This is a genomic window from Chelatococcus composti (assembly GCF_014201415.1).
GTDB classification, from domain to species: Bacteria; Pseudomonadota; Alphaproteobacteria; order Rhizobiales; family Beijerinckiaceae; genus Chelatococcus_A; species Chelatococcus_A composti.
In genome coordinates this window covers 441,494-466,951 of record NZ_JACHEH010000004.1, presented here as the reverse complement: position 1 = coordinate 466,951, position 25,458 = coordinate 441,494, and the positions used below count along the sequence as shown (strand labels likewise).

The following is a 25,458-nucleotide window of genomic DNA, read 5'->3' as shown; positions in this document are numbered from 1 at the left end:
TTTCACTGAGTTTGATGTAATTAACCTGATCGCAACAGGGGGCGTTCTAAGGGTGGGGGCATGACGACAGCCGCTTCTTCTCAGCCAGCCTGGTCGGGACGCCGTGGCGGGCAAAATGCGCCGTTGCCGTAGACCGGAGCAGACCATGGCCCTTGATCTATCGATGCCGATCCTCATCGTCGACGACTACCAGGCGATGGTTCGCATCATCCGCAACCTGTTGCACCAACTCGGTTTCGAGGACGTCGACGAAGCACCGGACGGCCCGAGCGCACTCGCCAAGATGCGCGAAAAGAAGTATGCGCTCGTCATCTCCGACTGGAACATGGAGCCGATGTCCGGCTACGATCTCCTGCGCGAGGTGCGCGCCGAGGAGGCGTGGCGTTCCATTCCCTTCATCATGGTGACGGCCGAATCGAAGACGGAGAACGTCATCGCGGCCAAGAAGGCCGGCGTGAACAACTACATCGTCAAGCCCTTCAACGCTCAGACGCTGAAGGCCAAGATCGAGGCCGTCTGCGGCGGCTGACGGCCTTCTACCAGGCGAGGCTCTCGATGATCGCCTGCGGGCGGTGCGTTGCGTCCTCGAGCCAGGCAGCGAGGGCGATCTCGTCGAGGCTGCCGCCGAGCGGGCTGATCTCGGCAGCATGGATGCCCCGCGTCACGAGCAGCGCATCGGCGCCGATGCTGTGGGCGCCGGCGACGTCGGTGCGGATCGCGTCGCCGATGGCGAGCACGCGCGAGACGGGCACCTTCGCACCGCGGATCCGCTCCGCTTCGCCGAGGGCGCGCTCGTAGATCGGCCTGTGCGGCTTGCCCGCATAGGTCACCGACCCGCCGATCTCCTCATAGGCCGCTGCGAGGGCACCGGCGCAATAGAGCAGCGTCGTTCCGCGCTCCACCACCAGGTCGGGATTGGCGCAGATCATCGGCAGCCCGGCAGCCTGCATCTTGGCGAGAAGGTCGGCATAGTCGTCCGGCGTCTCGCGCTCGTCGTCGACGAGGCCGGTGCAGACCACGTAGCGGGCCTCGGCTGCGGTCGTGAGCGGAGCATCGAGCCCGTCAAACAGGGGCAGGTCGCGCTCCGGGCCGATGTGGTGGACGGGCTCGCCCGGCCGGGCCGCGATCTCGCTGCGCGTGACGTCGCCGGAGGTCACGGCGGCGTCATACGCCTCGCGCGGGATGCCGAAGCTGTCGAGCAGCGCCAGCACCTGTCTGTTCGGCCGTGGGGCGTTGGAGACGAGCACGACCTGCCCGCCGCGCCGGCGAAACTCCATGAGCGCCTCGCCGGCTGCTGCGAAGGCCTCCACGCCGTTGTGCAGCACGCCCCAGATGTCGCACAGGATGACGTCATAGCGATCGCAGATCGTCCGTAGTCCCTGGATGATCGGAGGCGGGGAGGCTGGCCGGTCGGTCATGTTCGGGAGGACTCCTGGGACGCTCGGGGCGGCAGACCACTCTCGGGGAGCGGGGCGGAGGTTCCGCCGCTAATGCCGTGCGCCAGCTGTGTCAAGCGCAGCCGGGCTGCGCGGCCAGCGTATGTTGCATGGGAGGGCTCCCGTTCGAATGTTCCTCTCGGGCGCGGCTCTTGATAGCCTGTCCGGCATACAGGCCCGGGATGTCCGTCTTCCCGAGGCCGGAACCGAACGGGAGTCACGATGTCTGCCTCTGCCGCCCACGACCACGCCCTTGCGCCGAACGACCTCGAAGCGTTCTGGATGCCCTTCACCGCCAACCGCGCCTTCAAGAAGAAGCCGCGCATGGTGACTGGCGCCAAGGACATGCACTACCTGACGGCTGACGGCCGCAAGGTGCTCGACGGTGCGGCCGGGCTGTGGTGCTGCAACGCCGGCCACAACCGCGACCCGATCGTCTCCGCCATCCAGGCGCAGGCCGGCGAGCTCGACTATGCCCCCGCCTTCCAGTTCGGACAGCCGAAGGCCTTCGCGCTCGCGGCACGCATCGCCGCGCTCGCGCCGGGGGACCTCGACCATGTCTTCTTCGCCAACTCGGGTTCGGAGGCGGTCGACAGTGCCCTCAAGATCGCGCTCGCCTACTGGAACATCACGGGCAAGGGCTCGAAGACGCGCCTGATCGGCCGCGAGCGCGGCTACCACGGCGTCGGCTTCGGCGGCATTTCCGTCGGCGGCATCGTGCCGAACCGCAAGTTCTTCGGCTCGCTGCTGACGGGCGTTGACCACCTGCCGCACACCTACAACCGCGAGAAGCAGGCTTTCTCGCGCGGCGAGCCGGAGTGGGGCGCGCATCTTGCCGACGAGCTCGAGCGCATCATCGCCCTGCATGACGCCTCGACCATCGCGGCCGTCATCGTCGAGCCCATGGCCGGCTCCACCGGCGTTCTGCCGCCGCCGAAGGGCTACCTGCAGCGCCTGCGCGAGATCTGCGACAAGCACAATATCCTGCTCATCTTCGACGAGGTCATCACCGGCTTCGGCCGCCTCGGCTTCGCCTTCGCGGCCGAGCGCTACGGCGTCGTGCCGGACATGATCACCTTCGCCAAGGGCGTCACCTCCGGCACCGTGCCCATGGGCGGCGTGCTCGTGCGCAAGGGCATCTACGACGCCTTCATGCAGGGGCCGGAGCACGTCATCGAGCTGTTCCACGGCTATACCTACTCGGCCCATCCGCTCGCCTGCGCCGCCGGTCTGGCCACGCTCGACGTCTACCGCGACGAGGGGCTTTTCGAGCGTGCCCGCGCGCTCGAAGGCGCCTGGGCGGACGCGATGCTCGGGCTCAAGGACCTGCCGGGCGTGCTCGACATCCGCACCCTCGGCATCGTCGGCGCCATCGACCTGGCGCCCGCCAAGGATGCGCCGGGCAAGCGCGCCTTCGAGGCGATGGATCGCGCCTTCCACGAGTTCGACCTCATGATCCGCGTGACCGGCGACACCATCGCCGTCTCGCCGCCGCTCATCCTGACCGAGTCCGACATCGGCGCCATCGCCGACAGGCTCGGCAAGGTCATCCGGGCGGTCGCCTGATGCTTTCGCGCCGCCGTCAGAATGTCGGGATGCGACGATGACGGCGGCGTCCAGTCCTTCGATCGGCCTCGCGCTCGGCGGGGGCGGGGCGCGCGGTCTCGCCCATATCGCCGTCATCGAGGTTCTCGACGAGCTCGGCCTGCGCCCGGCAGTCGTCGCCGGCACGTCGATGGGGGCGATCGTCGGCGCCGCCTATGCCGCCGGTCTCAGCGGGCGCGACATGCGGCGGCAGGTGACGGACATGCTGCGTGATCGCACGGCGGTGTTCACCCGCCTGCTGCACGCCCGCGTCGGCCGCCTGTCGCAGATCTTCGCGCGCGGCCATGTCAATCCGGTGCTGATCGACGGCGAGAAGTTCCTCGACCTGTTCTGGCCGCAGAGTGTGCCGGAGCGTTTCGAGGACCTCGCCGTGCCGCTCCTCGTGGTGGCGACGGATTACTACGCGCGGTCGGAAGTCGTCATCGGCTCGGGGGCGCTCGTCTCGGCGGTTGCCGGTTCCATGGCCATCCCGGGGCTGGTGCGGCCCGTCGTCCTCGGGGGGCGCGTCCTTATCGACGGCGGCGCGACCAATCCGCTGCCCTTCGACCATCTGCTGCCGCGGGCTGACCTCGTCATCGCCGTCGATGTCGTGGGCGGCGCCGCTCGCGAGACGGACGGCGTGCCCGATCCCGTCGAGACGATGTTCGGCGCCTCGCACATCATGCAGGCGGCCATCGTCGCGGGCAAACTCGCCTCCGGCCCGCCGCACATCATGGTGCGGCCCGCGGTCGGCACCTTCCGCGGGCTCGACTTCTTCAAGGCAAGGGCAATCCTCGCTGCCGCCGACCTTTCAAAGGACGGGCTCAAGCGCGATATCGCTGCCGCGTTCGAGACGCTTGCCTGAGAGATCAGGCTGCCCGTCAGGTCACCACCACCTTCGTGCCGATGCGGACGCGGTTGTAGAGGTCGATCACGTCCTTGTTCAGCATGCGGATGCAGCCCGACGAGACGGCGCGCCCGATCGTGTGCGGCTCGTTGGTACCGTGGATGCGGTAGAGCGTGTTGCCGAGATAGAGGGCGCGCGCGCCGAGCGGGTTGTTCGGCCCGCCGGGCATGTAGCGCGGCAGGTCGGGCCGTCGCTTCAGCATCTGCGCCGGCGGGCGCCAGTCGGGCCACTCGCGCTTCATGCTGATGTGCTGCGTGCCCCGCCAGGAGAAGCCCTGTCGCCCGACGCCGATGCCGTAGCGGATGGCCCTGCCGCCGGGCTGCACCAGGTAGAGGAAGCGGTTGGCCGTATCGACGACGACGGTGCCCGGCTTGTGCGGCCCCTTGTAGTCCACCACCTGCCGCGCATAGCGGGGCTCGGGCGCGCGGGCGGGCTGCAGCTCCGTCGCGTCCGGCAGGGCGGCGTGGCGCACGTTCCGCGACGGCCGGCGTTCGGGCGACGGGGCGTTGCCGAGCGCCGCATCGAGCGGATCGACCGGCGGGACCGCGTAAAGCCTCGCGGCGCCGGCCGAGGACGGGGCGGTGGCGCGCGCCGGCTGCAGGCTCCGGGATGCGGCCGTCGGCGTGCGGCCCGTCACCAGCAGCTCGATGAATCCGCCGCCGAGATTGGTCTGGCGCACCTGCTGCCGAGTGGCCGCCGCCATCTCCTGCGGGCGAGGCGCCTGGATCACCCGCACTGTCGGCAGGGGCGCACGGGTGCTGGTGCCATAGATGACGGTCTGCGCTCCAGCGGACCCTGCCGGCAAGGCGAGGCCGCATGCGAGCATGGCGGCGAGGGGGGACAACCGGAACCTGGGCAACATGGCGACACCTGCGATCGATGCTGGCTGAGATTGCCAATCGGGCAGGAGACTTGCGAAGCGGGCTCGCCAAATGGTGAACAGCGCAGCATTTCCGGCCGCCCGGACCGCCGAGAGGCGGCGATTTCCGTTGCGATGGTTAGCAGCCGGTACCGAGGCGTCCTTAACGATCGTTTAGCTCGGTTTGGCTACCAATCGCTCTCTGAGCAAAGGCGGCGCCTCCGCCGCATCCCAGACGAGCAGATCATGTCGACGCTTCCTGCACGTGCGCGCTATCGCAATGTGACCGTCCTCGACGTCATGCGCATCGACCGGCGAGAACGCATTTTGGCGGACCGCCGCGTGCCGCGCGTGGACACGAGCCGGGCCCAGATCATGGCGGCGCTCGACGACATCCGCGAGATGCTGGAGATGTTCCGGCCCATCCAGCGGCAGGCGCTCGAGCTGATGGACGACTACCGGAGGGAGGCGGCCGAGGTGGCGCGCCTCGCCCAGGAGGTTGCGAACCTGCAGGGCAAGCTCGCGTCGTTGCGGCAGGAGCTCGCCGCTCTCCGTCACGGTTGGGGCGACAGCTGCGTCGCCCGCATGATGCTGCAGGAACTGGGCGCGGTGGGAGACGAGACAGCCCACGCCGCCGGCGATATTCTGGGCGCGGCCGAGGTCATCGCCGGCGAGGCGCGCCGGCTGAAGCAGAGCGGCCATCCGGAGAACGTCCGCTCGGCCGAGACCATCATGGGCCAGCTCATCAAGCTCTACGAGGCCTGCAACTACCAGGATTTGACGCAGCAGCGCGTCGCCAAGATGCGGCGGCAGCTCGAGGAGCTGGCGGCGCACCTCGACGAGATGGCGTCGATCGTGCAGGTGACGCCCGACCTGATGACCTCACGCCGGGCGGCGAACGACTCGCAGCTCATGAACGGCCCGGCCGTTGCCGGCGCACCCGGACACCTGCAGCAGGACGAGATCGATTCCTACTTCGCGTAGCCGCCGCGGGCGCACGGAGACGGCGATGGGGAGCGCCTTCGGCCGCGCAGTCCTGGGTATTGCGCTCCTGTCGAGCATGGATGCGCTCATCAAGGTGGTTGCCGCGCGCTACCCCACATTCGAAATCACCTTCCTGCGCTTTGCTTTCGGCACGCTTTTCGCTGGCGCGGTGCTCGCCGTGCGCAGGCCGGGCTGGCCCTCGCGCGAGACGGTCGTCGCCAACAGCTGGCGTGCGCTGCTCGTCGTTGTCACGGCGAGTTCCTTCTTCTACGCCCTCGGCCGCCTGCCGCTTGCGGAGGCGCAGGCGCTGGCCTTCCTCGCCCCCATCTTCATCGCGTTGTTCGGTGTCGTCCTGCTCGGCGAGCGTATCGACGGACGCATCATTGTGGCGCTGCTCGCCGGTCTTGCCGGCATGGCGGTCATCGTCCTTGGCTCCGGCACCTCGGGCGGCGAGCGCTCGTGGAGCGGCATCGCCGCCGCCCTCGTCTCCGCCGTGACCTATGCGCTGTCGATGGTCATGCTGCGCGCACGGACGACACGCGACGGCGTTGAGACCATCATCTTCTTCCAGAACATCGGGCCGGCGCTCTTGCTCGCCGTGCCCGCCAGCGCCGTGTGGACGACCCCCGCAGTACCGGACCTGTGGCTCTTCCTCGCCATCGGCTGCCTCGGCACCTTCGGCCACCTCATCCTCGCCACGGCCTTCGCCCGCGTGGAGGCGGCCCGCCTCGCGCCGCTCGAATACACGGCGCTCGTCTGGGCGATGGCGCTCGGTTATCTCGGCTTCCGAGAAGTGCCCTCCCTGCAGATGCTCGCCGGCAGCGCGCTGATCGTCGTCGGCGCGATGGTGACAGCACGCCGATGAGGGGCTGTGGCAGCCAGGAACTGCAGCGCGCAATCCCTCCCGGTCCGCCCCCGTGCAAGCAGAAATTATGAGTTTACCGGTCGTTGATTTATAGCAGTTGAATAGATAATCTGGTCAATTCATCATGAAGCGTGAGCAGATGAAAATATATCTCCGTTAAAGTGGTTCATCCTGCTCACTTATGTAAGATATATCACCAGAAATACGGATATTTGAGAGGTGTGTAATGGCTTGCCAAGGTTGCCAGAATAAAGCGGCTTCTACCGCATGCGTTCCCGGCGTGCAGGACGTCCAGAAACAGCAGCGGACCGCAGAAGATTTCCAGGAACTGCTTGCCCAGCTCCTGCTGCAGGCGCAGCAGCTCCAGACTGTCCAGAAGTGACATGGCGCAGCTGAAGCGGCGCTGGCGCGAGCGTGCAACGACGGACGTTTGATCCTCGGCTCGTGCCTTCTCGACGATTATTCGATGAGGTTTTACAATGTCTTGTAGAGTTCAATCCATCGGTTCGGGCTGCGGTGCTGGCAGTATCGGCCGCAGCGACTTCATGAGCGCCCTGCAGCAGGCGCGGCAGCTGCAACAGCTGTCGCAGCTCATGGAGCTGCTGCAGCAGCTACTGCAGGCCGCGGGCCGGTCGCAGTGCTGCGGCAACAGCCAGAGTCACTCGTCGTGCGGAAGCAATGGCGGGCGCCGCGACGATCTCAGGCTGACGGGCCTGACGGCCAATTTCCGTCTGGCCGGTGGCGTGGGCCCGTTCTGACCGATTGCTTCCCGGTCGCGCCAGTCCGTTGAGTGGCGGGGTGGCGCGGCCGGCCTCCGGTCCAGTCAGGGAGAAGCCCATGGTCGACAGTGGTTCTGCCTCGCTCCCGCCGGCGGCCGGGGATGAGCGTCACGAGGCTGAACTGTCGGCCGTCGTCCGGCTGGCGAGCCATCGCCTCCGGGAACTGATGAATATGACGGCGAAAGAGCAGGGGCCGCAGGCGCGCGAGCTCGCACAGCGCTTGGGGGAGCTGGCGCAGCTGCTGGCAGGCGTGGAGAGGCGCGGGGCGCTGCAGAATCCGGAGATGGCCCGGTTGACCCAGCTGGTGAACGATCTGTCCCGCTTGAGGGACGCTCTGTCGCAGGCATATCAATAGCAGACTGCTTCCTTGCGACCTCTTCGCTGCGAGCCGCGCGGCCGCCCGGACAATCCTTTTCTTGCGAAATGCGCCGGCGCATGCGATGTGTGCGCGACGGGAGGGCAGGGTCCCACGGGGCTCTGCCCTTCGCGCATTCGCGCCGGGCGCTGCTGCTCCGGCGTTGAATGACGCGGCTGCAGGGCGGCAGGCCCCACCGTTAACCATCGCCGCGAAGAAGTCCGGTCTGGCGAGGCCCCTGGCGTGCCGCTGCGCCGAATTTCTCCGCCGGCTCCTTGACTCTCCACCGATGCCTGCCTATTTCGGCCCGAGCCTTAGCACTCTTCCTCGCAGAGTGCTAACGGACCCCGCATGATCAGCGCGTTCCGCTGCATTCTTTGAGAGGACACGTCTCATGAAGTTCCGTCCGCTGCACGACCGCGTGGTCGTCCGCCGTCTCGACAGCGAAGAGAAGACCAAGGGCGGCATCATCATCCCCGATACGGCCAAGGAAAAGCCGCAGGAGGGCGAGGTCGTCGCCGTCGGCCCCGGCGCGCGCGACGAAAACGGCAAGCTGGTGCCTCTCGATGTTAAGAAGGGCGATCGCGTGCTCTTCGGCAAGTGGTCGGGCACCGAGGTGAAGATCGACGGTCAGGACCTCCTCATCATGAAGGAGTCCGACATCATGGGCGTGATCGGCTGAGCCGTCCCTCCCCCGTTGTGAGTTTCAGGCAGGAGTTGAGCACATGGCTGCCAAGGACGTTAAATTTTCGGCTGACGCGCGCGAGAAGATGCTGCGCGGCGTGGACATCCTCGCCAATGCGGTGAAGGTGACGCTGGGCCCGAAGGGCCGGAACGTGGTGATCGAGAAGTCGTTCGGTGCGCCGCGCATCACGAAGGACGGCGTGACGGTCGCCAAGGAAATCGAGCTTGAGGACAAGTTCGAGAACATGGGCGCGCAGATGGTGCGCGAGGTCGCTTCGAAGACGAACGACCTGGCCGGTGACGGCACGACGACGGCGACGGTTCTCGCCCAGGCGATCGTGAAGGAAGGCGCCAAGGCGGTTGCCGCCGGCATGAACCCGATGGACCTCAAGCGCGGCATCGACTTGGCCGTCGCCGAGGTCATCAAGGACATCGAGAAGCGCGCCAAGAAGGTGAAGTCGTCCGACGAGGTGGCCCAGGTCGGCACCATCTCGGCCAACGGCGACCGCTCCATCGGCGAGATGATCGCCGAGGCGATGCAGAAGGTGGGCAACGAGGGCGTCATCACGGTCGAGGAGGCCAAGAGCCTTGAGACCGAGCTCGACGTCGTCGAGGGCATGCAGTTCGACCGCGGCTACCTCTCCCCGTACTTCATCACGAATGCGGAGAAGATGGTCGCCGAGCTCGACGACCCCTACATCCTCATCCACGAGAAGAAGCTCTCCTCGCTGCAGCCCATGCTGCCGGTCCTCGAGGCCGTCGTGCAGACGGGCAAGCCGCTGCTGATCGTGGCCGAGGACGTTGAGGGCGAGGCGCTCGCCACGCTCGTCGTCAACAAGCTGCGTGGCGGCCTCAAGGTTGCTGCGGTGAAGGCGCCGGGCTTCGGTGACCGCCGCAAGGCCATGCTCGAGGACATCGCCGTCCTCACCGGTGGCCAGACGATCTCCGAAGACCTCGGCATCAAGCTCGAGAACGTGACGCTCGCCATGCTCGGCCGCGCCAAGAAGGTGCGCATCGACAAGGAGAACACCACGATCGTCGACGGCGCCGGCAAGAAGAAGGACATCGAGGCCCGCGTCCAGCAGATCAAGGCGCAGATCGAGGAGACCACCTCGGACTACGACCGTGAGAAGCTGCAGGAGCGCCTCGCCAAGCTCGCGGGCGGCGTGGCGGTGATCCGCGTCGGCGGCGCCACCGAGGTCGAGGTGAAGGAGAAGAAGGACCGCGTCGACGACGCTCTCAACGCCACCCGCGCGGCTGTCGAGGAAGGCATCGTCCCGGGCGGTGGCACGGCGCTTCTGCGCGCGAAGGCCGCTGTCGCCAAGCTCAAGAGCGACAACGCCGACGTGCAGGCCGGCATCAACATCATCCTGCGCGCCCTTGAGGCCCCGATCCGCCAGATCGCCGAGAACGCGGGCGTCGAGGGTTCGATCGTCGTCGGCAAGATCACCGAGAACAAGTCGCAGACCTTCGGCTTCAACGCGCAGACCGAAGAGTTCGTGGACATGCTCGAGGCCGGCATCGTCGACCCGGCCAAGGTCGTGCGCACGGCCCTGCAGGACGCCGCCTCGGTCGCCTCGCTCCTCATCACGACGGAGGCGATGGTCGCCGACAAGCCCAAGAAGGAAGCGGCTGCTCCGGCCATGCCGGGCGGCGGCATGGGCGGCATGGACTTCTGAGAAGTCACCAGACCAAGCAAGAAGGGCCCAGCGACGCCGGGCCCTTTTTCGTTGCAGGCGGCAAATCAGAAGATGCCGCGATGCCGGTTTCGCCAAACTGACTTTACGAAAGCGTTAGGTGCAACGCCTCCATAAATCCTGTAGGAGACGAGGCTGATTTCGAGGGCCGGAGCGCCGGTTCTCCTTGCAGGACAAGCAGGTTTCATGAAGCTCATAGCCATCGTTGTTGCGGTCGCTTCCGCAGCCTTCCTGGCGCTGTCGCAGGGGCAGGTGAACGCCCTGCCGCTCTATGTGCCGGTCAGCGGCTTCATTCTTGCAGGCCTTCTCTGGCTGGCGCGCGAGATATCAATCTTCCTGCGCATCTTCATGGGCATGTACGCCCTCGGCTACCTCCTGGTCGCCGGGGCAAAGACGCTTGCGAGTTTCGGCCTCGTGCCGGAGGCGCTGGAAGCGCTCGTTCCCCCGGCCTTCATGGCCACCGCTTCCGTCTCCTTCGCGGCGCTCGTCTACGGGGTCTCGTTCGTCCCGGTCGTGCGGACGATCACGAACCTCGCAGACCCCTATTTCTATTCGGTGCGCAGCGGGGCTGAGAATTTCGGCTGGTTCGGCCGACTCTTCGGCTCCGAGGGGCGGGTGGCGGTGGCGATGGTTGCCATCATCATTGCCACGAACTTCGTGCAGGTCGGCCTCAACATCAAGTTCAACCTCTGGTATCGCGACCTGTTCGATGCGCTCCAGAACAAGAATGCGGATGCCTTCTGGTATCAGATCTGGTGGGTGTTCATCCCGCTTCTGGTGTTCTGGATCATCTTCCAGCTGCTCGACTTCACCGTCGACACAATCTTCCGCATCCGCTGGCGCCAGTGGCTGACGGAACACTATTTCTCACGCTGGCTCGACCGTTCCACGCACTACAAGATGGGCGTCGCGGGGCAGAATGCGGACAACCCCGACCAGCGCATCTCGGTTGACGTTGCGTCCTTCATCGCGAGCACGATGACGCTGTCGACACAGATGATGGCGCAGCTGGCGACCCTCGTCTCCTTCACGGTGTTGCTGTGGGGCCTGTCCGAGGGCTTCACCTTTCCCGGCACCGCCGTCGTCGTTCCGGGTCTGCTCGTCTGGGTCGCCGCGGCCTATTCGCTCGTCGGCACCGTTCTGACGCACCTCATCGGCCGTCCGCTCATCCGGCTCGATTTCCTGCAGGAGAAGTTCGAGGCAAACTTCCGCTTCTCGCTGGCGCGCCTGCGCGAATACGGCGAGCAGGTCGCGCTGCTGCGCGGCGCGGATGCGGAAAAGGCGAACCTGCGCGGCAGCTTCGCGGACGTCATCACCAACGTCATCGACATCCTCAAGCGCCGCCTCAAGATCGAGGGCTTCCGCTTCTCGTGGCAGCAGATGAGCGTCGCCTTCCCCTATCTGTTCATGGGGCCGTATTTCTTCCTGGAGCGGATTACCCTGGGGCAGCTGCAGCAGGGCGCACAAGCCTTCAACCAGGTCAACGCGTCCCTGTCGTTCTTCATCTCCGCCTATACGACGCTGGCGTCCTACAAGGCGACGGTCGATCGTCTCGTGACCTTCGAGGAGGCGATGGGCCGGGCCGAGACGATCGGCACGGTGCCGCCCCACATCGAGCGCAAGCAGGCGCCGGACAATGCGCTCGCCATCCGCAATCTCAAGATCGACCTGCCGAATGGCCAGCGGATCCTGGAGATCGACCGCCTCGACCTGAAGGCCGGCGAGCCGGTGCTGGTCAATGGGCCGTCAGGTTCGGGCAAGTCGACGCTGTTCCGCGCGCTCGCCGGCATCTGGCCCTATGGCTCGGGCGAGGTCGACGTGCCCGAGGGGCGCACGGTGATGCTGCTGCCGCAGCGGCCCTACATCCCGCAAGGCAACCTGCGCGACGCCATCTCCTATCCCGCCGTTGCCGGCACCTACGACGATGCCGTCATCAAGGCGGTCCTCGCCACTGTCGGTCTGCCGGCGCTGATAGATCGGCTGGATGACGACGAGAACTGGGGGCAGCGCCTCTCCGGCGGCGAGCAGCAGCGTCTCGCCATCGCGCGGGCCCTGCTCGCAAAGCCGGACTGGCTGCTCCTCGACGAGGCCTCCTCAGCCCTCGATGAAAAGAGCGAGCGCCTTGTCTACAAGGCCATCGCCACGATGCTGCCCGACACCACTATCGTTTCCATCGGCCATCGCTCGACGCTTGCGGCCTTCCACGCACGGCGCATCGACCTGCAGCCGATGGAGGACGGCGTGTCGCGGCCGGTGGAGACGGAGCGGGTGCCGGTGCCGGCCGGCTGAACAGCCTCAACGGCTTGCCTCGGCAGGCGGGCCGGCGGGCAGTTGCGCGGGGCGCGCCGGCGCATCGGCGCGGACGTCTCGCGCCTCGTCGGCCGAGCTGTTCGACACGCGCCGCATGCGACGTCCGCAGGTGCTGGCTGAAAAACGTCGTGGCGAACCGGGGGCTCGAGCGCCCCGGTCGCTCAGAGCACGCGCTCGAAGCGCAGGGTGCCGCTGCCGCCCGTCAAGATGAGCTGGCCGTTGACGAGATCCCACTTGCGCGCAGTGCGCAGGGCAATGAGGAAGGCGCGCTCGGCGGCCATCACCTGCTTGCCGCAATCCTTCTTCGTCATGGCCAGCGGGCCGACGGCGAAGCCCTGGTCGCGCAGCGGATAGGCCGTGGCCGAGTAGGTGTTGCACATGCCGAAGCCGCGGGCGCGATACTGGGAATCGAGCGAGAAGCCGGGCCGGTCGCCGGTATAGGGTTTGTCGTTGAGGCTGACTGCCACCCAGGTCGTGCCGACGGGGAACTGCTTCTCCGTCTGTTGCGGCACGTTGGTTTGCCGCTCCTTCTCGCGCGCCTCCTGGGCCGCATTGGCAGGCTTGCCGGGCCGCGTCTGCGCGAGCGCGGGGGCGGCCATGGCGAGCGCGATTGCGCCGAGCACGCAGAAACGAACGGACGAACGAGACAACACTTGCTCTCCCCCTCACCGGTATGATGCGGCGCCCGTGCCCGGGTAGCCGTCATCGAGCCGACGATCCATGGAACGGCGCGACCATAAACGCCGCTGCGTGCGGCCGCAATGGCCGGCTTGACCGCACGAATCTATGCGCCTTGACGGCAAAGGTGTGGCGGCCAGGCGCCTCAGCCGAGGCGGGCGAACAGCCGCTCGCTCAACGGGTTGCTGGCGCGGAAGACATAGTCGAGCGCGCGCACCGTAACGGGCTCGGCGCCGTTGTCCGCCAGCAGCGCGGCGAGCGCGAAGACCTGGTCGGCCGGGCAGTGGACGGTCAGCATCCCGCGCTCGTCCGGTCCGCCGAAGGGCAGGCGCCCGCCGTGCCCCTCGACGATCTCGCGCTCGAGCTCGGGAGTGAGTGTCCCCACGCGCGCCGTCAGCTCGCGCGTCGTGCGGGCCTCCTCCTCCGCCGCGATGCGGGTGAGGATCGTACGCGCGGCCGCGCGGGCCGTCTCGCTCCACGGCGCACGGAGAGAGGCGACGAGGTTGGCCTCGGAGCGCAGGATGATGCCGTCGTCGAGGACCTTGAGCGCATTGGCGGCCAGCGTGGCGCCGGTCGTCGTGATGTCGACGATGATCTCCGCCGCGCCCGTCGCGGGCGCCCCCTCCGTTGCGCCGAGACTTTCGACGATGCGGTAGTCGGCGATGCCGTGGGCAGCGAAGAACTGGCGCGTCAGGTTGATGTACTTGGTGGCGACGCGCATCTTGCGGCCGTGGCGCACGCGCATGTCGGTGGCGACGTCGTCAAGGTCGGCCATCGTGCGCACGTCGATCCAGGCCTGCGGCGCGGCGACGACCACGTTGGCATGGCCGAATCCGAGCGGCGACAGCAGCTCGACGACCTCCTCCGCATCGGGGATCTCCTCGCGCACCAGATCCTCGCCCGTAACGCCCAGATGGACGCTGCCGGAGGCGAGCTGGGCGACGATGTCGGAAGCGGAGAGGAAGGCGATCTCCACGCCCGGCACACCGGCGAGGTGCCCGCGATAGTCGCGCGCGCCGCGCGATTGCACCACCTCGAGGCCGGCGCGGGCGAAGAAGCGGGCGGCGTTCTCCTGCAGACGGCCCTTGGACGGCACGGCGAGGACGAGCGGGGTGTCGCTCATGATGCGGCTCCGTTGATGCGCTCGATCCAGATGGAGCAGCCGACGGCCGGAATCGGCTGCGCAGCGCCGAGCTGCGACAGGAGGTTGTCATAGCGGCCGCCGCCGACGATGGGCTTCTCCTCCGGCCGAGCCGGATCGTGCAGTTCGAAGATGAAGCCGGTGTAGTAGTCGAGGTTGCGCGCGAAGCTTGCCGAGAAGGAGAGGCGCGTGACGTCGATGCCGCGCGCGGCCATGAAGCCGGTGCGCGCCTCAAAGGTGTCGATCGCGGCGTCGATGGCGAGACCTGTCTCGCGCGCCAGGGCGCGCAGTGCCGCGGCCGCGCTGTCGGGATCGCCCTCCACGGCGAGGAAACGTTGCAGCGTCGCGTGTGCCTCGGCCGAGAGCTCGCCGGCCTTCGCTTCGGCGCGGGCGAGGAATCGCTCGGCGATCTCGCCCGCCGTCCGTCCGCCGACCTTGCTGATGCCGGCGATGGCGAGCACGTCCTCGACGAAGGCCCGCGCCGCCTTGGCATCCTGCCCGGCGATGGCGGCGAGCAGGCCGGCATGATCGTCGTTGCCGTTCGCCGTGTTCGTCGGCGCGTCGACGGGCTTGCCCTGGGTGATGGCACGCAGCACGCGACGCCGCGTCGCCGGCGCCAGCTTCAGCGCATCGAGCACGGCCGCGAGCAGGCCCATGTCGCCGAGCCGCACCACCGGCGCGGCGAGGCCGAAGTGGGCGGCGGCCTCCATGGCGAGTGCCAGCACCTCGGCATCGGCCGCCTCACGGTCGCTGCGGCCGAAGTTCTCGATGCCCGCCTGCGGTATCTCGCCGATCTCGCCCGCCCGCTGGCGGAAGACGGGGCCGTGGTAGCAGAGGCTCGCCGGGCTGCCGGCGTCCGGCGAGGCGAGATAGGCCCGGCTGACGGGAATGGTGTAGTCCGGACGCAGGCACAGCTCGTTGCCGGCGGCGTCCTGCGTCAGGAACAGGCGGCGGCGCAGGTCCTCGCCCGAAAGTTCCAGGAACACGTCGACGGGCTGCAGCACGGGCGGCTCGATGCGCCGGTAGCCCTCGCGCGTGAACAGCCCCATCAGTTCGTCGCTGCGCGCCAGCGCGCGCGTGTCAGTCGTCGTTGCCATGGCCTTCCTGCCTGTCAGGCAGGGTCTTTAGCAAGCGCGTCCGCCGGATGCGACCGCTTTCGCGCCGAAGGGTGAACGGAAAGGAGAGGGGGCGACCGTCAGGCCGCCCGTCTTGCCAGCACCCGCCGCACGGCATCGACCAGCTCCGCCTCCTTCACGGAGAACTGGGCCTCGGCCTGCTTCTGCAGGTAGTCCTCGCGATCCTTGCCGAGGCTGGCGAGCTCGGCGCCCAGGGCAAGGTCCTTGATGGTGACCTCTCCGGCCGCGCGCTCGTTGGAGCCCTGGATGACGACACAGGGCGCGCCGCGCCGGTCGGCATACTTCATCTGCGCCTTCATGCCGGAGGTGCCGAGATAGAGTTCGGCCCGGATGCCGGCCTGGCGCAGCGTCGCCACCATGCGCTGGTAGTGGCCGATCTCCTCGCGGTCCATGACGAGCACCACGACCGGTCCAGGCCCCGCCGCATCGGTGACGAGCGGGCTCCTGATTGCCTTCAGCGCCGAGAACAGGCGCGAGACGCCGATGGAGAAGCCCGTGGCCGGTACCGGCTCGCCACGGAAGCGCGAGACGAGCCCGTCATAGCGTCCGCCACCGCCGACGGAGCCGAAGCGCACGATCTCGCCCCTCTCGTTCGGCACGTCGAAGGTCAGCTCCGCCTCGAAGACGGGGCCGGTGTAGTATTCGAGCCCGCGCACCACGGAGGGGTCGATGACGACGCGGCCGTCGTCGTAGCCGGCGGCCGCCACGAGCGCGCCGATCTGCTCGAGCTCGGCTACGCCCTCGGTGCCCTGCGGCGTCTCGCCCACGACGGCAGCGAGATTGGCAATCGTCGCGGCCGTGTCGGCGCCCCTGGCGGCGGTGAAGGCCAGGACGCGCTCGATGGCGGCGGCCTCGAGCCCCGCGCCCTTGGTGAAGTCGCCGCTCTCGTCGCGGCGCCCCTCGCCGAGCAGGAGGCGCACGCCCTCCGGCCCGAACTTGTCGAGCTTGTCGATGGCGCGCAGCACCGTGAGGCGCTTGCCCGCGTTCTCCTCACCGGCGAGGCCGATGGCTGTCAGAACGCCGTCGAGCACCTTGCGGTTGTTGACCTTGACCACATAGTCGCCGCGCCTGATGCCCACCCGCTCCAGCGTGTCGGCCATCATCATGGCGATCTCGGCGTCGGCCGCGACGCTCGCCGTGCCGACGGTGTCGGCGTCGAACTGCATGAACTGGCGGAAGCGGCCGGGGCCCGGCTTCTCGTTGCGGAAAACCCAGCCGCAGCGATAGCTGCGATAGGGCTTGGGAAGCGTGTCAAAGTGCTCCGCGACGTAGCGGGCGAGCGGCGCCGTGAGGTCGTAGCGCAGCGACAGCCACTGCTCGTCATCGTCCTGGAAGGAGAAGACGCCCTCGTTGGGGCGGTCCTGGTCGGGCAGGAACTTGCCGAGCGCGTCGGTGTATTCGATGAGCGGCGTCTCCACCGCCTCGAAGCCGTAGAGCTCATAGATCTCGCGGATGGCGGCGAGCATCCTGTCGGTCGCGGCGATGTCGCCCGGCGTGCGGTCGACGAGGCCGCGCGGCAGGCGCGCGAGGAGCTTGTTGCTGGTCTTCGGCTTGTCGGACATGGCGGAAACGCGAACCTTCTGACGTTGCCCCGCGTCCTAGCGCAGGCAAAGGGGGATGTCATCCCCGCGTGCTCGGCAACCCGCAAATCTCAGCCGGTCGCGAGGTCGAGCTTCAGGCCCTCGTGGCTGGCGACGAAGCCGAGGTTCTCATAGAAGCGCAGCGCGTCCGGCCGCGCCTTGTTGGTGGTGAGCTGCACCAGCCGGCAGCCACGCCCGCGCGCCTCGCCGATGGCCCATTCGAACATCGCCCGCCCGAGACCACGGCCGCGGTGGCTGCGGGCGATGCGCACGCCCTCGATCTGCGCCCGCCAGCCGCCCGTATAGGTGAGGCCGGGGATGAAGGTGAGCTGCAGGCAGCCGACCACCGCCCCCTCGTCGTCCGCCACGATCAGGCGGTTGTTGGGGTCAGCGGCGATGGCCGCGAAGGCTTCCGCATAGGCGGGCGGCAATTCGGCGCCCGGCGACTCGCGGGTGGCGCCGAGCGGGTCGTCGGCGAGCAGGGCGACGACGGCAGCAAGGTCCGCCTCGGTCGCGTCACGGAACCTCATGCCTTGCCCTCGAGGAAGGGGATCATCGCGGCAAGCACCTCCTCCGGCGCTTCCTCGACGACGAAATGGGCGGCATCGACCATGGTGCCGGTCGCACCGGGGGCGAAGGTCTCGCGCCACACCTCGAGGGGGTTCTTGTCCGCGGTGACGAGATAGAACTCGCCCCAGATAATCTGTGTCGGCACGGAGATGGTCCGGCCGGCCGCGAGGTCGGCCTCGTCCTGCGCCACGTCCGTCGTCTTGCCGGCGCGGTAGTCCTCGCAGAAGGCGTGGATGCGTGTCGGCTCGTTCCAGTTGGCGCGGTAGTGGGCGAGTGCGCGGGGGTCGAAGCCCGTCAGGTCCTTGGTCTTCGACCAGCGGATCAGCAGGTCCTCGAAATAGGGCAGGGGATCCTTGCCGATGGCCGTCTCCGGCTCGGGCGCCGGGCGGGCAAGGAACTCCCAGTGCGCGGCCGGGCTCTTGCCGGCCTCGATCAGCTTCCAGACGTGGAAGGTGGGCAGGATGTCGAGCAGCACCAGCCTGTCGAGGCGGCCCGGCTCGTCGAGCGCCAACCGGTAGCCGACGCGGGCACCCCGGTCGTGCCCGACGAAGGAGAAGCGCACGTGCCCAAGCGCTTCCATGACGGCAACGACATCGCGACCCATCGCCCGCTTGGTGTAGGTCTCGCGCCCGCCGTCACCCTCAGGGGCCGAGGACCAGCCGTAGCCGCGCAGGTCCATCAGCACCACGGTGAAATGCTCGGCAAGCTTCGGCGCGATGCGGTGATAGCAGACGTGCGTCTGCGGAAAGCCATGCACCAGCACGAGCGGCGGCCCCGATCCGGCCGAGCGGGCGAAGATGCGCCCGGCTTCCGTGTCGATCCAGTGGGATTGGAAGCCGGGGAAGAGATCAGCGAGATCGGGCATGGCAATCCTCCTGTCGCAGGGTCAGGTTATACAGGCTGCGCGCAGGAGGATGAAATGCTGCCGGCCCCGACGGCCTGCCGTCAGGCCTTCTCCTCGCGCGCCACGGCCCGCCAGCCGATGTCCGAGCGGCAGAAGCCTTCCGGCCAGTCGATGCGCGCCACCGCCTCGTAGGCGCGGGTCTGCGCCTCCTTCACCGTGCGCCCCGTCGCCGTGATGTTGAGCACCCGCCCGCCGTTGGCCACGATGCGGCCGCCGTCATCCTTCGTGCCGGCGTGGAAGACGATAACGTCGTCGAGCGCCTCTGCCTCGGCGATCCCGCGGATGACGGAGCCCTTCTCCACGGCGCCCGGATAGCCCTTCGTGGCCATCACCACGGTGAGGGCCGCGTCGTCCCACCAGCGCACGTCGACGTCGGACAGCATGCCGTCGCACGCTGCCAGCATGACGGGCACGAGGTCGCTCTTCATGCGCGGCATCAGCACCTGGCATTCCGGGTCACCGAAGCGTGCGTTGTACTCGATGAGCTTCGGCCCCTGGGCCGTGATCATCAGCCCGGCGTAGAGCACGCCGACATAGGGCGTGCCGCGTGCGGCGAGGCCGGCCACCGTCGGCAGGATGATGCGTTCCATCACCTCCCGCTCGAGTGCGGGTGTCATGACGGGAGCGGGCGAATAGGCGCCCATGCCGCCGGTGTTGGGGCCGCGGTCACCGTCGAAGACACGCTTGTGGTCCTGGGCCGAGGCGAGGGGGATGGCCGTCTTGCCGTCGGCGATGGCGAAGAAGCTTGCCTCCTCGCCCACAAGGCACTCCTCGATAACGACCTCCGTGCCCGCCGCGCCGAGCCCGCCGCCGAACATCATGGCGATGGCCTCCTCGGCCTCCCGCACCGTCTCGGCGACGACGACTCCCTTGCCGGCGGCGAGACCATCCGCCTTCACAACGATGGGTGCCCCGGCCTCGCGCACATGGGCGCGGGCGGCGGCCTCGTCCGTGAAGCGCGCGAAGGCGGCTGTCGGGATGCCAAACTCGCGGCACAGCTCCTTGGTGAAGGCTTTTGAGCCCTCGAGCTGCGCGGCTGCCTTGCGCGGGCCGAAGGCCTTGATGCCGGCCTCGGCGAGATCGTCCACTAGTCCTGCGACGAGCGGAGCTTCCGGACCGACGACGACGAGATCGATGGCCCTGTCGCGGCAGAAGGTGACGACTGCGGCGTGATCGGCCACGTCGAGCGCGACATTCTCGCCGCAGGCGGCCGTGCCTGGATTGCCGGGCGCGATGAAGAGCCGGTCGCAGAGCGGGCTTGCCGAGAGCTTCCACGCGAGCGCGTGCTCGCGCCCGCCCGAGCCGATGAGGAGGAGGTTCATGGGTTCGCCCCTGCTTGGCGCCGATTGATCTTGCCGCGCGTCCTACCGGCTGCAGCGGCCCATGGCAATGCCCCGTGCCGGCGCCCGCCGGCGGCGGGAGACAGAACCCGAGAGCCGCCTCAGCGGTCGAGGTGGCCGAGATCGCGCTGCGGGTCGAGCCTGTCGCGCACGCGCTGCTTCAGCGTCTTCACGTCCGGGAAGCCGCCGTCGCGCTTGCGCTCCCAGATGGTCTCGCCGTCATAGGTGATGTGGAAGACGCCGCCCGTGCCGGGAACGAGCGACACCTCGCTGAGGTCGACGGCGAAGGTGGACAGGAGTTCCTGCGCCATCCAGCCGGCGCGCAGCAGCCAGTTGCACTGGGTGCAATAGGTGATGACGATGCGTGGCTTTGCGGGCGCGGTCGTGTCGTCGTTCATGTCGCTCATCCTCCGGCGCGGAGCAAACGGGCGTCGCGGGCGTTGTGTCAACCGCAGGCGCCGACGCTGAAGGGAGCCACGGGGGACGGCCGGCGCGCGGCGTTTCCCTTTCGGACCCGAACGCCTATCCTGCCCCCCATGAATCAGACGGATCCGACTCCCCCTTCCAACGTGCAGGAATGGACGGTCAGCGCGCTGTCCGGCGCGCTGAAGCGCACGCTGGAGGATGCCTTCGGCTTCGTGCGCCTGCGTGCCGAGGTGTCCGGCTATCGCGGCCCGCATTCCTCCGGCCATTGCTATTTCTCGCTGAAGGACGAAGGCGCGCGCATCGATGCGGTGATCTGGAAGGGCGTCTTCAGCCGCCTCAAGGTCAAGCCCCAGGAGGGGCTCGAGGTGGTGGTGACGGGGCGCATCACCACTTTTCCCAGCTCGTCGAAATACCAGATCGTCGTCGAGACCATCGAGCCGGCCGGCGTCGGCGCCCTCATGGCCATTCTCGAGGAGCGGCGACGCAAGCTCGCGGCCGAGGGGCTGTTCGACGAGCGCCGCAAGCGGCCGCTGCCCTATCTGCCAGAAGTCGTCGGCGTCGTGACCTCGCCGACCGGTGCCGTCATCCGCGACATCCTGCACCGCCTTGCCGATCGCTTCCCCCGCCACGTACTCGTCTGGCCCGTGCGGGTGCAGGGCGAGACGAGCGCGGCCGAGGTCGCGGCCGCCATCCGCGGCTTCAACGCCCTTCCTCCGGGCGGCCCCCTGCCCCGGCCTGACGTCATCATCGTCGCCCGCGGTGGCGGCTCGCTGGAGGATCTCTGGAGCTTCAATGAGGAGATCGTGGTGCGCGCGGCGGCGGAGAGCGAGATTCCGCTCGTCTCGGCTGTCGGCCACGAGACGGACTGGACACTGATCGACCTTGCCGCCGACCTGCGTGCCCCTACACCCACCGGCGCGGCCGAGAAGGTCGTGCCCGTGCGCGCCGAGCTCATCGCGCAGGTCGACACGCTGGTGCGCCGCCATCTCGGCGCCGCCCTGCGCTTTCTTGAGCGGCGCCGCGCCGACGTGCGCGCCCTGGCGCGGGCCTTGCCGCGGCCCGAGGACCTGACGGCGCCGGCCCGCCAGCGGCTCGATCTTGCCGCCGGCCGCCTGCGCCACGGCCTCACGGCCAATGCCCGCCGGCACGAGGGCGATCTCAACCGGCTTGCCCAGCGCCTCGCCCGCCTCTCGCCGCATGCGCGGCTGGCGGAGCGCTCCGCCGTGCTCCAGGGCCTCGAACATCGCCTCGCGGCAGGGCTCGCTGCCAACACCCTGCGACGGCGCGCCGACTTCGACCGGCAGGCTTCGCGGCTCACCTTCCGCCCGGTGAGGGAGCGCTGGCAGAATGCGGGCGAGCGTCTCGTCCTGGCGGGCCTCAGGGTGCAGCGCTCCTACGCCGCCCTGCTGGCCCAGCGGCGAGAGCGCCTGCAGTCGTGCTGGAAGCTCCTGGAAAGCCTCAGCCACAAGGGGGTGCTGGCCCGCGGCTATGCCGTGGTGCTGGACGAGGCGCGCCGGCCCGTTCGCTCCGTCGCGGCCCTGACGGACGGCATGGCCGTCAGCCTGCAGATGGCGGACGGCGAGCGGCAGGCCACCATCGGCGGCGAGGGCTCTGCGCCCGGACGCGCGCCATCCCGCTCGCGCGGCAAGGTGCGGGAAGGGGCTGCTCCCTCCATGCAGCAGGGCTCGCTCTTCGACCCTTGAAGCTTCCGCCCGCATCGCGCCTTGAACCTGACCCGTTCAGTCCTTAATGACGGGGCGAGGGGCCATCCCCCGCGAGAAGGTGAGTGCCATGAACCGCCACGATCCGCGCCTGCCCATGGGCGGCGAAGCCGTCGTGCAATATCTCGATGCCGACTTTCGCGTGCTCAAGCCCGGCGCCTTCGTGCGCTGCGCCGTGACGGGCAAGCCCATCCCGCTCGACGAGCTGCGCTACTGGAGCGTCGACCTGCAGGAGGCGTATTCCTCCCCCGAGGCGGTGTTGCAGCGAATCCGGCAGCAACAGCAGCAGGGCTGAACGTCAGGTTCCGTCCCGCTGTGCCCGCCAGTGGCTGATGGCCGCCTGCAGGAGCTGGGCCACCGTCTCGGGTGCCTCGAACTGCAGCGTGACCGGCAGGGTGCCGATGCGCGACAGGACGCCGGTGCGGCTGCCGAGCGCCAGGAGGCGCACCGCATCCTTCTCCGTCGTGATCGGCATCAGCCCCTTCGCCTCCGCCTCCCTGACGAGCCCCTCGACAGTTGCGACGTCGAAGGGCTGGTGATCGGCAAAGGCATGCGCCACGGCGACCTCCGCGCCGAGGCCGCGCAGGGTGGCAAAGAACTTCTCCGGCATGCCGATGCCTGCGAAGGCGAGGACGCGCTGGCCGGCGAGGCTCGCCGCGACTGCCGGATCGGGCACGAGGCGGGCGTTGAGCACCGGCCGTCCGCGGGCAGCGGCGGCGCGTGCGATCCTGACGCCGCGCTCCCCCTCGCCGATGAGGATGACCGCATGGGCGTGGGCGAGCTGGCGGTCGAGCGGCGCACGCAGCGGCCCCGCCGGAACGCACAGGCCGTTGCCGAGGCCGAAGGCCGCATCGACGACCGCGAAGGTGAGATCCTTGGCGAGGGCGGGGTTCTGCAGCCCGTCGTCCATGACGACGACGGTGGCGCCGCGCCTGTCGGCCTCCTGCGCGCCGGCCGGCCTGTCCGCGGCGACGATGGTGAGGAAATGGCGGGCAAGGAGCAGCGGCTCGTCACCCACCTCGGTGGCCGTATGCTCGGGGCTCACGGCGACGGGACCCGTGAGGCTGCCGCCATAGCCGCGCGTGAGGAAGGCAGGATGCTCGCCGAGCCCGGCGAGAATCCGGGCGACGGCGATGGCGCTGGGCGTCTTGCCGGCGCCGCCGGCCGTGAAGTTGCCGATGCAGATGACAGGCAGGGGGGCAGGCTCACCGTCCTGCGCCATGCGGCGCACCGTGACCGCCCCATAGAGCGAACCGAAGGGGCTCAGGGCCATGGCCGCGAGCGACGGGCGCGCCTGCCACCAGAATGCCGGTGCCTTCATTGCCTCCCCCGCGATTCCGCTCGGCGCAGGATTGCCCCCCAATCGTGGCGACGCAATGGAGACCCTGCGCAGATCAGCCGTTGCTGCGCAGATCCATGTGGAGGATGTAGGGTTCTATGGCGCGCATGGTGCGCTCCAGCGCGCCGCTCAGGCTCTCGACGGTCTGCGCTGCCGCACGCGCCATCGCCCTGGTACGCGCCGTGTCCTTCAGCAGCATGGCGAGCGCATGGGCGAGGCTCTCGGCGTCGGCCACGGGCAGGGCGCCGTTGGCCCGGTCGATGGCCGCATAGATGTCGGCGAAGTTGTAGACATGCGGCCCGTGCAGGATCGCCGCGCCCAATTTCGCCGGCTCGATCGGATTCTGTCCGCCGAGCGGCACCAGCGAGCGGCCGATGAAGGCGATGGGCGCCAGGCGATAGAAGAGGCCCAGCTCGCCGATGGTGTCGGCAACGTAAACGTCGACGTCGCGCGTCGGCAGGGCGCCCTGCGAGCGCAGGGCGACGTTGAGCCCCGCCCGCTGGGCGATGTCGGCCACAGCCGGGCCGCGCTCGGGATGGCGCGGGGCAATGATGGTCAGAAGGCCCGGGCGCCTCTCCATCAGCGCCCGGTGGACAAGGGAGATGATCTCCTCCTCGCCGCCATGGGTGCTGGCGGCCACCCAGACGGGGCGGCCCGCGATTATCCCCGAAAGACTGGCCACCGCGCGCGCGTCGGCCGGCGGCGCAGGCACGTCGAACTTGAGGTTGCCGGCGATGCCGACGCGCGGCGCGCCGAGGCGCGCGAGCCGCTCGCCGTCCGCCTGCGACTGGGCGAGGCACAGGTCGAACTGCTCGAGCAGCGCCCGCGCGCTCTTGGGCGCCTGCCGCCAGCGCCGGAAGGAGCGCTCGGACATGCGCGCATTGACGAGAAGAAGCGGGATGGACCGCTCGCGCACCGCGAAGACCGCATTCGGCCAGATCTCGGATTCGGCGAAGAGCACGAGGTCCGGCTGCCAGTGGTCGAGAAAGCGGCGCAGGTAGCGCGGCACGTCGAGCGGCATGAACTGGTGCGCCGCCCCCGGCGGCAGGCGCTGGGCGAGCACGGCCGCCGAGGTGCGCGTGCCGGAGGTGACGAGGACGCGGAAGCCGCGTCGCGTCAGCCGCTCCACAATCGGCATCAGCGAGACGACCTCGCCCACGCTCGCCCCATGCACCCAGGCGAGACGCCCGGCCGGGCGCGGCAGGCCGGGGATACCGCGGCGCTCGCCGATGCGCTCGGGATCCTCCTTGCCCTTCCTGCGGCGCGAGACGAGGAGGGCCGCAGCCGCAGGCTCCAGCAGGGAGGTGCCTATGCGGTAGAGCTTCAGAGGCAGCGTCATGCGGCCGCCCATCCCTGTGCCGGCGCCGGCAGGCCCCGGCGTTCGGTGGGCCGCGCGGGGCACTTGGCCGGTCGAAGCGTGGACAACGTCTTCATCAGGCCGCCTCCGCCCGCTTGGCGCCGGGGTCGCGGGAGCCCACGAGGGCATAGGCCCGTTCGTGGACGGCATCGAGGCTGCGCTCGACCGCGAGGCGCGCCTGCTCCATGGCGCCCGGATCGGCGTCGGGCGCAACATGTATCGGCTCGCCGATGACGATGGCGCCGCGGCCGAAGGGCAGGCCGATGGAGGCATGGTCCCAGCTGTTGAAATCGATGCGGCGACTGGTGACAACGGCAACGGGCACCACCGGGCGGCCTGACAGCTTGGCCAGCAGGATGATGCCCTCGCCGCAGACGCGCGAGACCTTCGGCACGTCCGCGGTCATCACCACCATCTCGCCGTCCTTGAGTGCACGCAGGAGGTGGCGCACGGCCGCGGCGCCTCCCTTCTCGCGCACCTTGGCCCCGCGCGCGCCGGAGCCGCGGATGGCCCGGATGCCGAGGTGCTGGAGCGCAATGGCGTTGAACTCGCCATCGCCGTGGCGCGAAACGAGCGCCGCGGCCCTGTCCTGCGGACGGCGTGCGAAAGGCACCATGAAATGCTGTCCATGCCACATCGCGACGATGACGGGCATCATCGGCCCGACGCGATCATAGATATCGGCAGGCTCCATGACGAAGCGGTTGGTGCGCTGGACGAGGCGCAGATAGCCGCAGAGCAGGCGCCCGAGGGCTGCCTGCACGGGGCGTGACCGGCTGATCCGCTTGAGAAGCGCCATGGAGCCC

At 68.7% G+C, this 25,458-nt stretch carries 26 protein-coding genes; 12 read left to right on the top strand and 14 right to left on the bottom strand.

The genetic code is table 11. From position 1 onward, the window contains the following. Positions 1-145 precede the first annotated feature (145 nt). Positions 146-529 (top strand): response regulator, encoded by a 384-nt coding sequence (locus tag HNQ73_RS11035; protein ID WP_183334887.1) that lies wholly within the window; start codon positions 146-148, stop codon positions 527-529. 7 nt (positions 530-536) lie between these two features. Here HNQ73_RS11035 and HNQ73_RS11030 read toward each other — a convergent pair whose 3' ends face one another. After that, the gene (locus HNQ73_RS11030; protein ID WP_183334886.1) at positions 537-1,418 is read right to left on the bottom strand and encodes a TIGR01459 family HAD-type hydrolase; all 882 of its coding nucleotides are present in this window, start codon (positions 1,416-1,418) and stop codon (positions 537-539) included. A 240-nt stretch (positions 1,419-1,658) separates the two neighbouring features. Here HNQ73_RS11030 and aptA point away from each other — a divergent pair, with 240 nt between their 5' ends. Next, complete coding sequence (gene aptA, locus HNQ73_RS11025; protein WP_183334885.1) at positions 1,659-3,002, top strand: omega-aminotransferase AptA; 1,344 nt, start codon at positions 1,659-1,661, stop codon at positions 3,000-3,002. Between the two features lie 37 nt (positions 3,003-3,039). Continuing rightward, entirely contained in the window at positions 3,040-3,885 is an 846-nt protein-coding gene (locus tag HNQ73_RS11020) for a patatin-like phospholipase family protein (RefSeq protein WP_183334884.1), read from the top strand. 16 nt (positions 3,886-3,901) lie between these two features. Here the strand turns inward: HNQ73_RS11020 and HNQ73_RS11015 are convergent, their stop codons facing one another. Further along, on the bottom strand, positions 3,902-4,789 hold the full coding sequence (locus tag HNQ73_RS11015; protein WP_244650109.1) for a L,D-transpeptidase: 888 nt from the start codon (positions 4,787-4,789) through the stop codon (positions 3,902-3,904). 243 nt (positions 4,790-5,032) lie between these two features. On the opposite strand from HNQ73_RS11015, the gene HNQ73_RS11010 reads away from it, so the two are divergent. Further along, complete coding sequence (locus HNQ73_RS11010) at positions 5,033-5,770, top strand: hypothetical protein (protein WP_183334883.1); 738 nt, start codon at positions 5,033-5,035, stop codon at positions 5,768-5,770. Positions 5,771-5,795: 25 nt separating this feature from the next. After that, complete coding sequence (locus tag HNQ73_RS11005; protein WP_183334882.1) at positions 5,796-6,635, top strand: DMT family transporter; 840 nt, start codon at positions 5,796-5,798, stop codon at positions 6,633-6,635. A 193-nt stretch (positions 6,636-6,828) separates the two neighbouring features. On the opposite strand, the gene HNQ73_RS11000 is transcribed toward HNQ73_RS11005, so the two are convergent. After that, complete coding sequence (locus HNQ73_RS11000; protein WP_183334881.1) at positions 6,829-7,020, bottom strand: hypothetical protein; 192 nt, start codon at positions 7,018-7,020, stop codon at positions 6,829-6,831. Between the two features lie 160 nt (positions 7,021-7,180). Here HNQ73_RS11000 and HNQ73_RS10995 point away from each other — a divergent pair, with 160 nt between their 5' ends. The 5 genes from HNQ73_RS10995 (at position 7,181) to HNQ73_RS10975 (ending at position 12,439) form a co-directional block, all read left to right on the top strand. Continuing rightward, positions 7,181-7,393, top strand: a complete 213-nt coding sequence (locus tag HNQ73_RS10995) for a hypothetical protein (protein ID WP_183334880.1) — start codon at positions 7,181-7,183, stop codon at positions 7,391-7,393. A gap of 79 nt (positions 7,394-7,472) precedes the next feature. Continuing rightward, positions 7,473-7,769 carry a hypothetical protein gene (locus tag HNQ73_RS10990; protein ID WP_183334879.1) on the top strand — a complete coding sequence of 99 codons (297 nt, stop codon included), beginning with the start codon at positions 7,473-7,475 and terminating at the stop codon, positions 7,767-7,769. Between the two features lie 394 nt (positions 7,770-8,163). Beyond that, entirely contained in the window at positions 8,164-8,451 is a 288-nt protein-coding gene (groES, locus tag HNQ73_RS10985) for a co-chaperone GroES (protein ID WP_183334878.1), read from the top strand. 43 nt (positions 8,452-8,494) lie between these two features. After that, the gene (groL, locus tag HNQ73_RS10980) at positions 8,495-10,132 is read left to right on the top strand and encodes a chaperonin GroEL (protein ID WP_183334877.1); all 1,638 of its coding nucleotides are present in this window, start codon (positions 8,495-8,497) and stop codon (positions 10,130-10,132) included. Positions 10,133-10,336: 204 nt separating this feature from the next. Further along, complete coding sequence (locus HNQ73_RS10975; RefSeq protein ID WP_183334876.1) at positions 10,337-12,439, top strand: ABC transporter ATP-binding protein/permease; 2,103 nt, start codon at positions 10,337-10,339, stop codon at positions 12,437-12,439. A 182-nt stretch (positions 12,440-12,621) separates the two neighbouring features. On the opposite strand, the gene HNQ73_RS10970 is transcribed toward HNQ73_RS10975, so the two are convergent. The 8 genes from HNQ73_RS10970 to HNQ73_RS10935 all read right to left on the bottom strand — a co-directional run bounded on the left by HNQ73_RS10970 (position 12,622) and on the right by HNQ73_RS10935 (position 20,207). Then, positions 12,622-13,083 carry an META domain-containing protein gene (locus HNQ73_RS10970; protein ID WP_183334975.1) on the bottom strand — a complete coding sequence of 154 codons (462 nt, stop codon included), beginning with the start codon at positions 13,081-13,083 and terminating at the stop codon, positions 12,622-12,624. 200 nt (positions 13,084-13,283) lie between these two features. Continuing rightward, positions 13,284-14,261 (bottom strand): ATP phosphoribosyltransferase, encoded by a 978-nt coding sequence (hisG, locus tag HNQ73_RS10965; protein ID WP_183334875.1) that lies wholly within the window; start codon positions 14,259-14,261, stop codon positions 13,284-13,286. After that, positions 14,258-15,376: an ATP phosphoribosyltransferase regulatory subunit gene (locus tag HNQ73_RS10960; RefSeq protein WP_183334874.1), complete on the bottom strand. Its 1,119-nt coding sequence runs from the start codon at positions 15,374-15,376 to the stop codon at positions 14,258-14,260. The genes hisG and HNQ73_RS10960 overlap by 4 nt, the downstream gene beginning before the upstream one ends. Positions 15,377-15,474: 98 nt before the next feature. Then, positions 15,475-16,977 (bottom strand): histidine--tRNA ligase, encoded by a 1,503-nt coding sequence (hisS, locus tag HNQ73_RS10955; protein WP_183334873.1) that lies wholly within the window; start codon positions 16,975-16,977, stop codon positions 15,475-15,477. 89 nt (positions 16,978-17,066) lie between these two features. Next, positions 17,067-17,525 (bottom strand): GNAT family N-acetyltransferase, encoded by a 459-nt coding sequence (locus HNQ73_RS10950; RefSeq protein ID WP_183334872.1) that lies wholly within the window; start codon positions 17,523-17,525, stop codon positions 17,067-17,069. Then, positions 17,522-18,430 carry an alpha/beta fold hydrolase gene (locus tag HNQ73_RS10945; protein ID WP_183334871.1) on the bottom strand — a complete coding sequence of 303 codons (909 nt, stop codon included), beginning with the start codon at positions 18,428-18,430 and terminating at the stop codon, positions 17,522-17,524. The genes HNQ73_RS10950 and HNQ73_RS10945 overlap by 4 nt, the downstream gene beginning before the upstream one ends. A gap of 80 nt (positions 18,431-18,510) precedes the next feature. After that, a complete protein-coding gene (purD, locus tag HNQ73_RS10940; RefSeq protein ID WP_183334870.1) occupies positions 18,511-19,791 on the bottom strand; it encodes a phosphoribosylamine--glycine ligase in 1,281 nt (426 codons plus the stop codon). 119 nt (positions 19,792-19,910) lie between these two features. Continuing rightward, positions 19,911-20,207: an Rdx family protein gene (locus tag HNQ73_RS10935; protein ID WP_183334869.1), complete on the bottom strand. Its 297-nt coding sequence runs from the start codon at positions 20,205-20,207 to the stop codon at positions 19,911-19,913. A 138-nt stretch (positions 20,208-20,345) separates the two neighbouring features. Here HNQ73_RS10935 and xseA point away from each other — a divergent pair, with 138 nt between their 5' ends. Beyond that, entirely contained in the window at positions 20,346-21,938 is a 1,593-nt protein-coding gene (gene xseA, locus HNQ73_RS10930; RefSeq protein WP_183334868.1) for an exodeoxyribonuclease VII large subunit, read from the top strand. An 88-nt stretch (positions 21,939-22,026) separates the two neighbouring features. Next, entirely contained in the window at positions 22,027-22,251 is a 225-nt protein-coding gene (locus HNQ73_RS10925) for a DUF2093 domain-containing protein (protein WP_183334867.1), read from the top strand. Between the two features lie 3 nt (positions 22,252-22,254). On the opposite strand, the gene lpxK is transcribed toward HNQ73_RS10925, so the two are convergent. From lpxK to HNQ73_RS10910, 3 genes are all read right to left on the bottom strand, one after another. After that, the gene (gene lpxK / locus HNQ73_RS10920; RefSeq protein ID WP_183334866.1) at positions 22,255-23,277 is read right to left on the bottom strand and encodes a tetraacyldisaccharide 4'-kinase; all 1,023 of its coding nucleotides are present in this window, start codon (positions 23,275-23,277) and stop codon (positions 22,255-22,257) included. 73 nt (positions 23,278-23,350) lie between these two features. Next, positions 23,351-24,634, bottom strand: a complete 1,284-nt coding sequence (locus HNQ73_RS10915; protein WP_244650105.1) for a 3-deoxy-D-manno-octulosonic acid transferase — start codon at positions 24,632-24,634, stop codon at positions 23,351-23,353. Positions 24,635-24,728: 94 nt separating this feature from the next. Further along, positions 24,729-25,451, bottom strand: a complete 723-nt coding sequence (locus HNQ73_RS10910; RefSeq protein WP_183334864.1) for a lysophospholipid acyltransferase family protein — start codon at positions 25,449-25,451, stop codon at positions 24,729-24,731. Positions 25,452-25,458 lie beyond the last annotated feature (7 nt).

Bases quoted from the DNA above. Each gene is read 5' to 3' on its own strand.
- HNQ73_RS11020 (WP_183334884.1), top strand. From the start codon at position 3,040: ATGACGGCGGCGTCCAGTCCTTCGATCGGCCTCGCGCTCGGCGGGGGC.
- HNQ73_RS11015 (WP_244650109.1), bottom strand. From the start codon at position 4,789: ATGTTGCCCAGGTTCCGGTTGTCCCCCCTCGCCGCCATGCTCGCATGC.
- HNQ73_RS11005 (WP_183334882.1), top strand. From the start codon at position 5,796: ATGGGGAGCGCCTTCGGCCGCGCAGTCCTGGGTATTGCGCTCCTGTCG.
- HNQ73_RS10925 (WP_183334867.1), top strand. From the start codon at position 22,027: ATGAACCGCCACGATCCGCGCCTGCCCATGGGCGGCGAAGCCGTCGTG.
- hisG (WP_183334875.1), bottom strand. From the start codon at position 14,261: ATGAGCGACACCCCGCTCGTCCTCGCCGTGCCGTCCAAGGGCCGTCTG.
- HNQ73_RS10915 (WP_244650105.1), bottom strand. From the start codon at position 24,634: ATGACGCTGCCTCTGAAGCTCTACCGCATAGGCACCTCCCTGCTGGAG.
- groL (WP_183334877.1), top strand. From the start codon at position 8,495: ATGGCTGCCAAGGACGTTAAATTTTCGGCTGACGCGCGCGAGAAGATG.
- lpxK (WP_183334866.1), bottom strand. From the start codon at position 23,277: ATGAAGGCACCGGCATTCTGGTGGCAGGCGCGCCCGTCGCTCGCGGCC.
- HNQ73_RS11035 (WP_183334887.1), top strand. From the start codon at position 146: ATGGCCCTTGATCTATCGATGCCGATCCTCATCGTCGACGACTACCAG.
- aptA (WP_183334885.1), top strand. From the start codon at position 1,659: ATGTCTGCCTCTGCCGCCCACGACCACGCCCTTGCGCCGAACGACCTC.
- HNQ73_RS11030 (WP_183334886.1), bottom strand. From the start codon at position 1,418: ATGACCGACCGGCCAGCCTCCCCGCCTCCGATCATCCAGGGACTACGG.
- HNQ73_RS10950 (WP_183334872.1), bottom strand. From the start codon at position 17,525: ATGAGGTTCCGTGACGCGACCGAGGCGGACCTTGCTGCCGTCGTCGCC.
- HNQ73_RS10975 (WP_183334876.1), top strand. From the start codon at position 10,337: ATGAAGCTCATAGCCATCGTTGTTGCGGTCGCTTCCGCAGCCTTCCTG.
- purD (WP_183334870.1), bottom strand. From the start codon at position 19,791: ATGAACCTCCTCCTCATCGGCTCGGGCGGGCGCGAGCACGCGCTCGCG.
- hisS (WP_183334873.1), bottom strand. From the start codon at position 16,977: ATGTCCGACAAGCCGAAGACCAGCAACAAGCTCCTCGCGCGCCTGCCG.
- HNQ73_RS10995 (WP_183334880.1), top strand. From the start codon at position 7,181: ATGAGCGCCCTGCAGCAGGCGCGGCAGCTGCAACAGCTGTCGCAGCTC.
- HNQ73_RS10910 (WP_183334864.1), bottom strand. From the start codon at position 25,451: ATGGCGCTTCTCAAGCGGATCAGCCGGTCACGCCCCGTGCAGGCAGCC.
- HNQ73_RS11000 (WP_183334881.1), bottom strand. From the start codon at position 7,020: ATGTCACTTCTGGACAGTCTGGAGCTGCTGCGCCTGCAGCAGGAGCTG.
- HNQ73_RS10960 (WP_183334874.1), bottom strand. From the start codon at position 15,376: ATGGCAACGACGACTGACACGCGCGCGCTGGCGCGCAGCGACGAACTG.
- HNQ73_RS11010 (WP_183334883.1), top strand. From the start codon at position 5,033: ATGTCGACGCTTCCTGCACGTGCGCGCTATCGCAATGTGACCGTCCTC.
- HNQ73_RS10945 (WP_183334871.1), bottom strand. From the start codon at position 18,430: ATGCCCGATCTCGCTGATCTCTTCCCCGGCTTCCAATCCCACTGGATC.
- xseA (WP_183334868.1), top strand. From the start codon at position 20,346: ATGAATCAGACGGATCCGACTCCCCCTTCCAACGTGCAGGAATGGACG.
- HNQ73_RS10935 (WP_183334869.1), bottom strand. From the start codon at position 20,207: ATGAACGACGACACGACCGCGCCCGCAAAGCCACGCATCGTCATCACC.
- groES (WP_183334878.1), top strand. From the start codon at position 8,164: ATGAAGTTCCGTCCGCTGCACGACCGCGTGGTCGTCCGCCGTCTCGAC.
- HNQ73_RS10990 (WP_183334879.1), top strand. From the start codon at position 7,473: ATGGTCGACAGTGGTTCTGCCTCGCTCCCGCCGGCGGCCGGGGATGAG.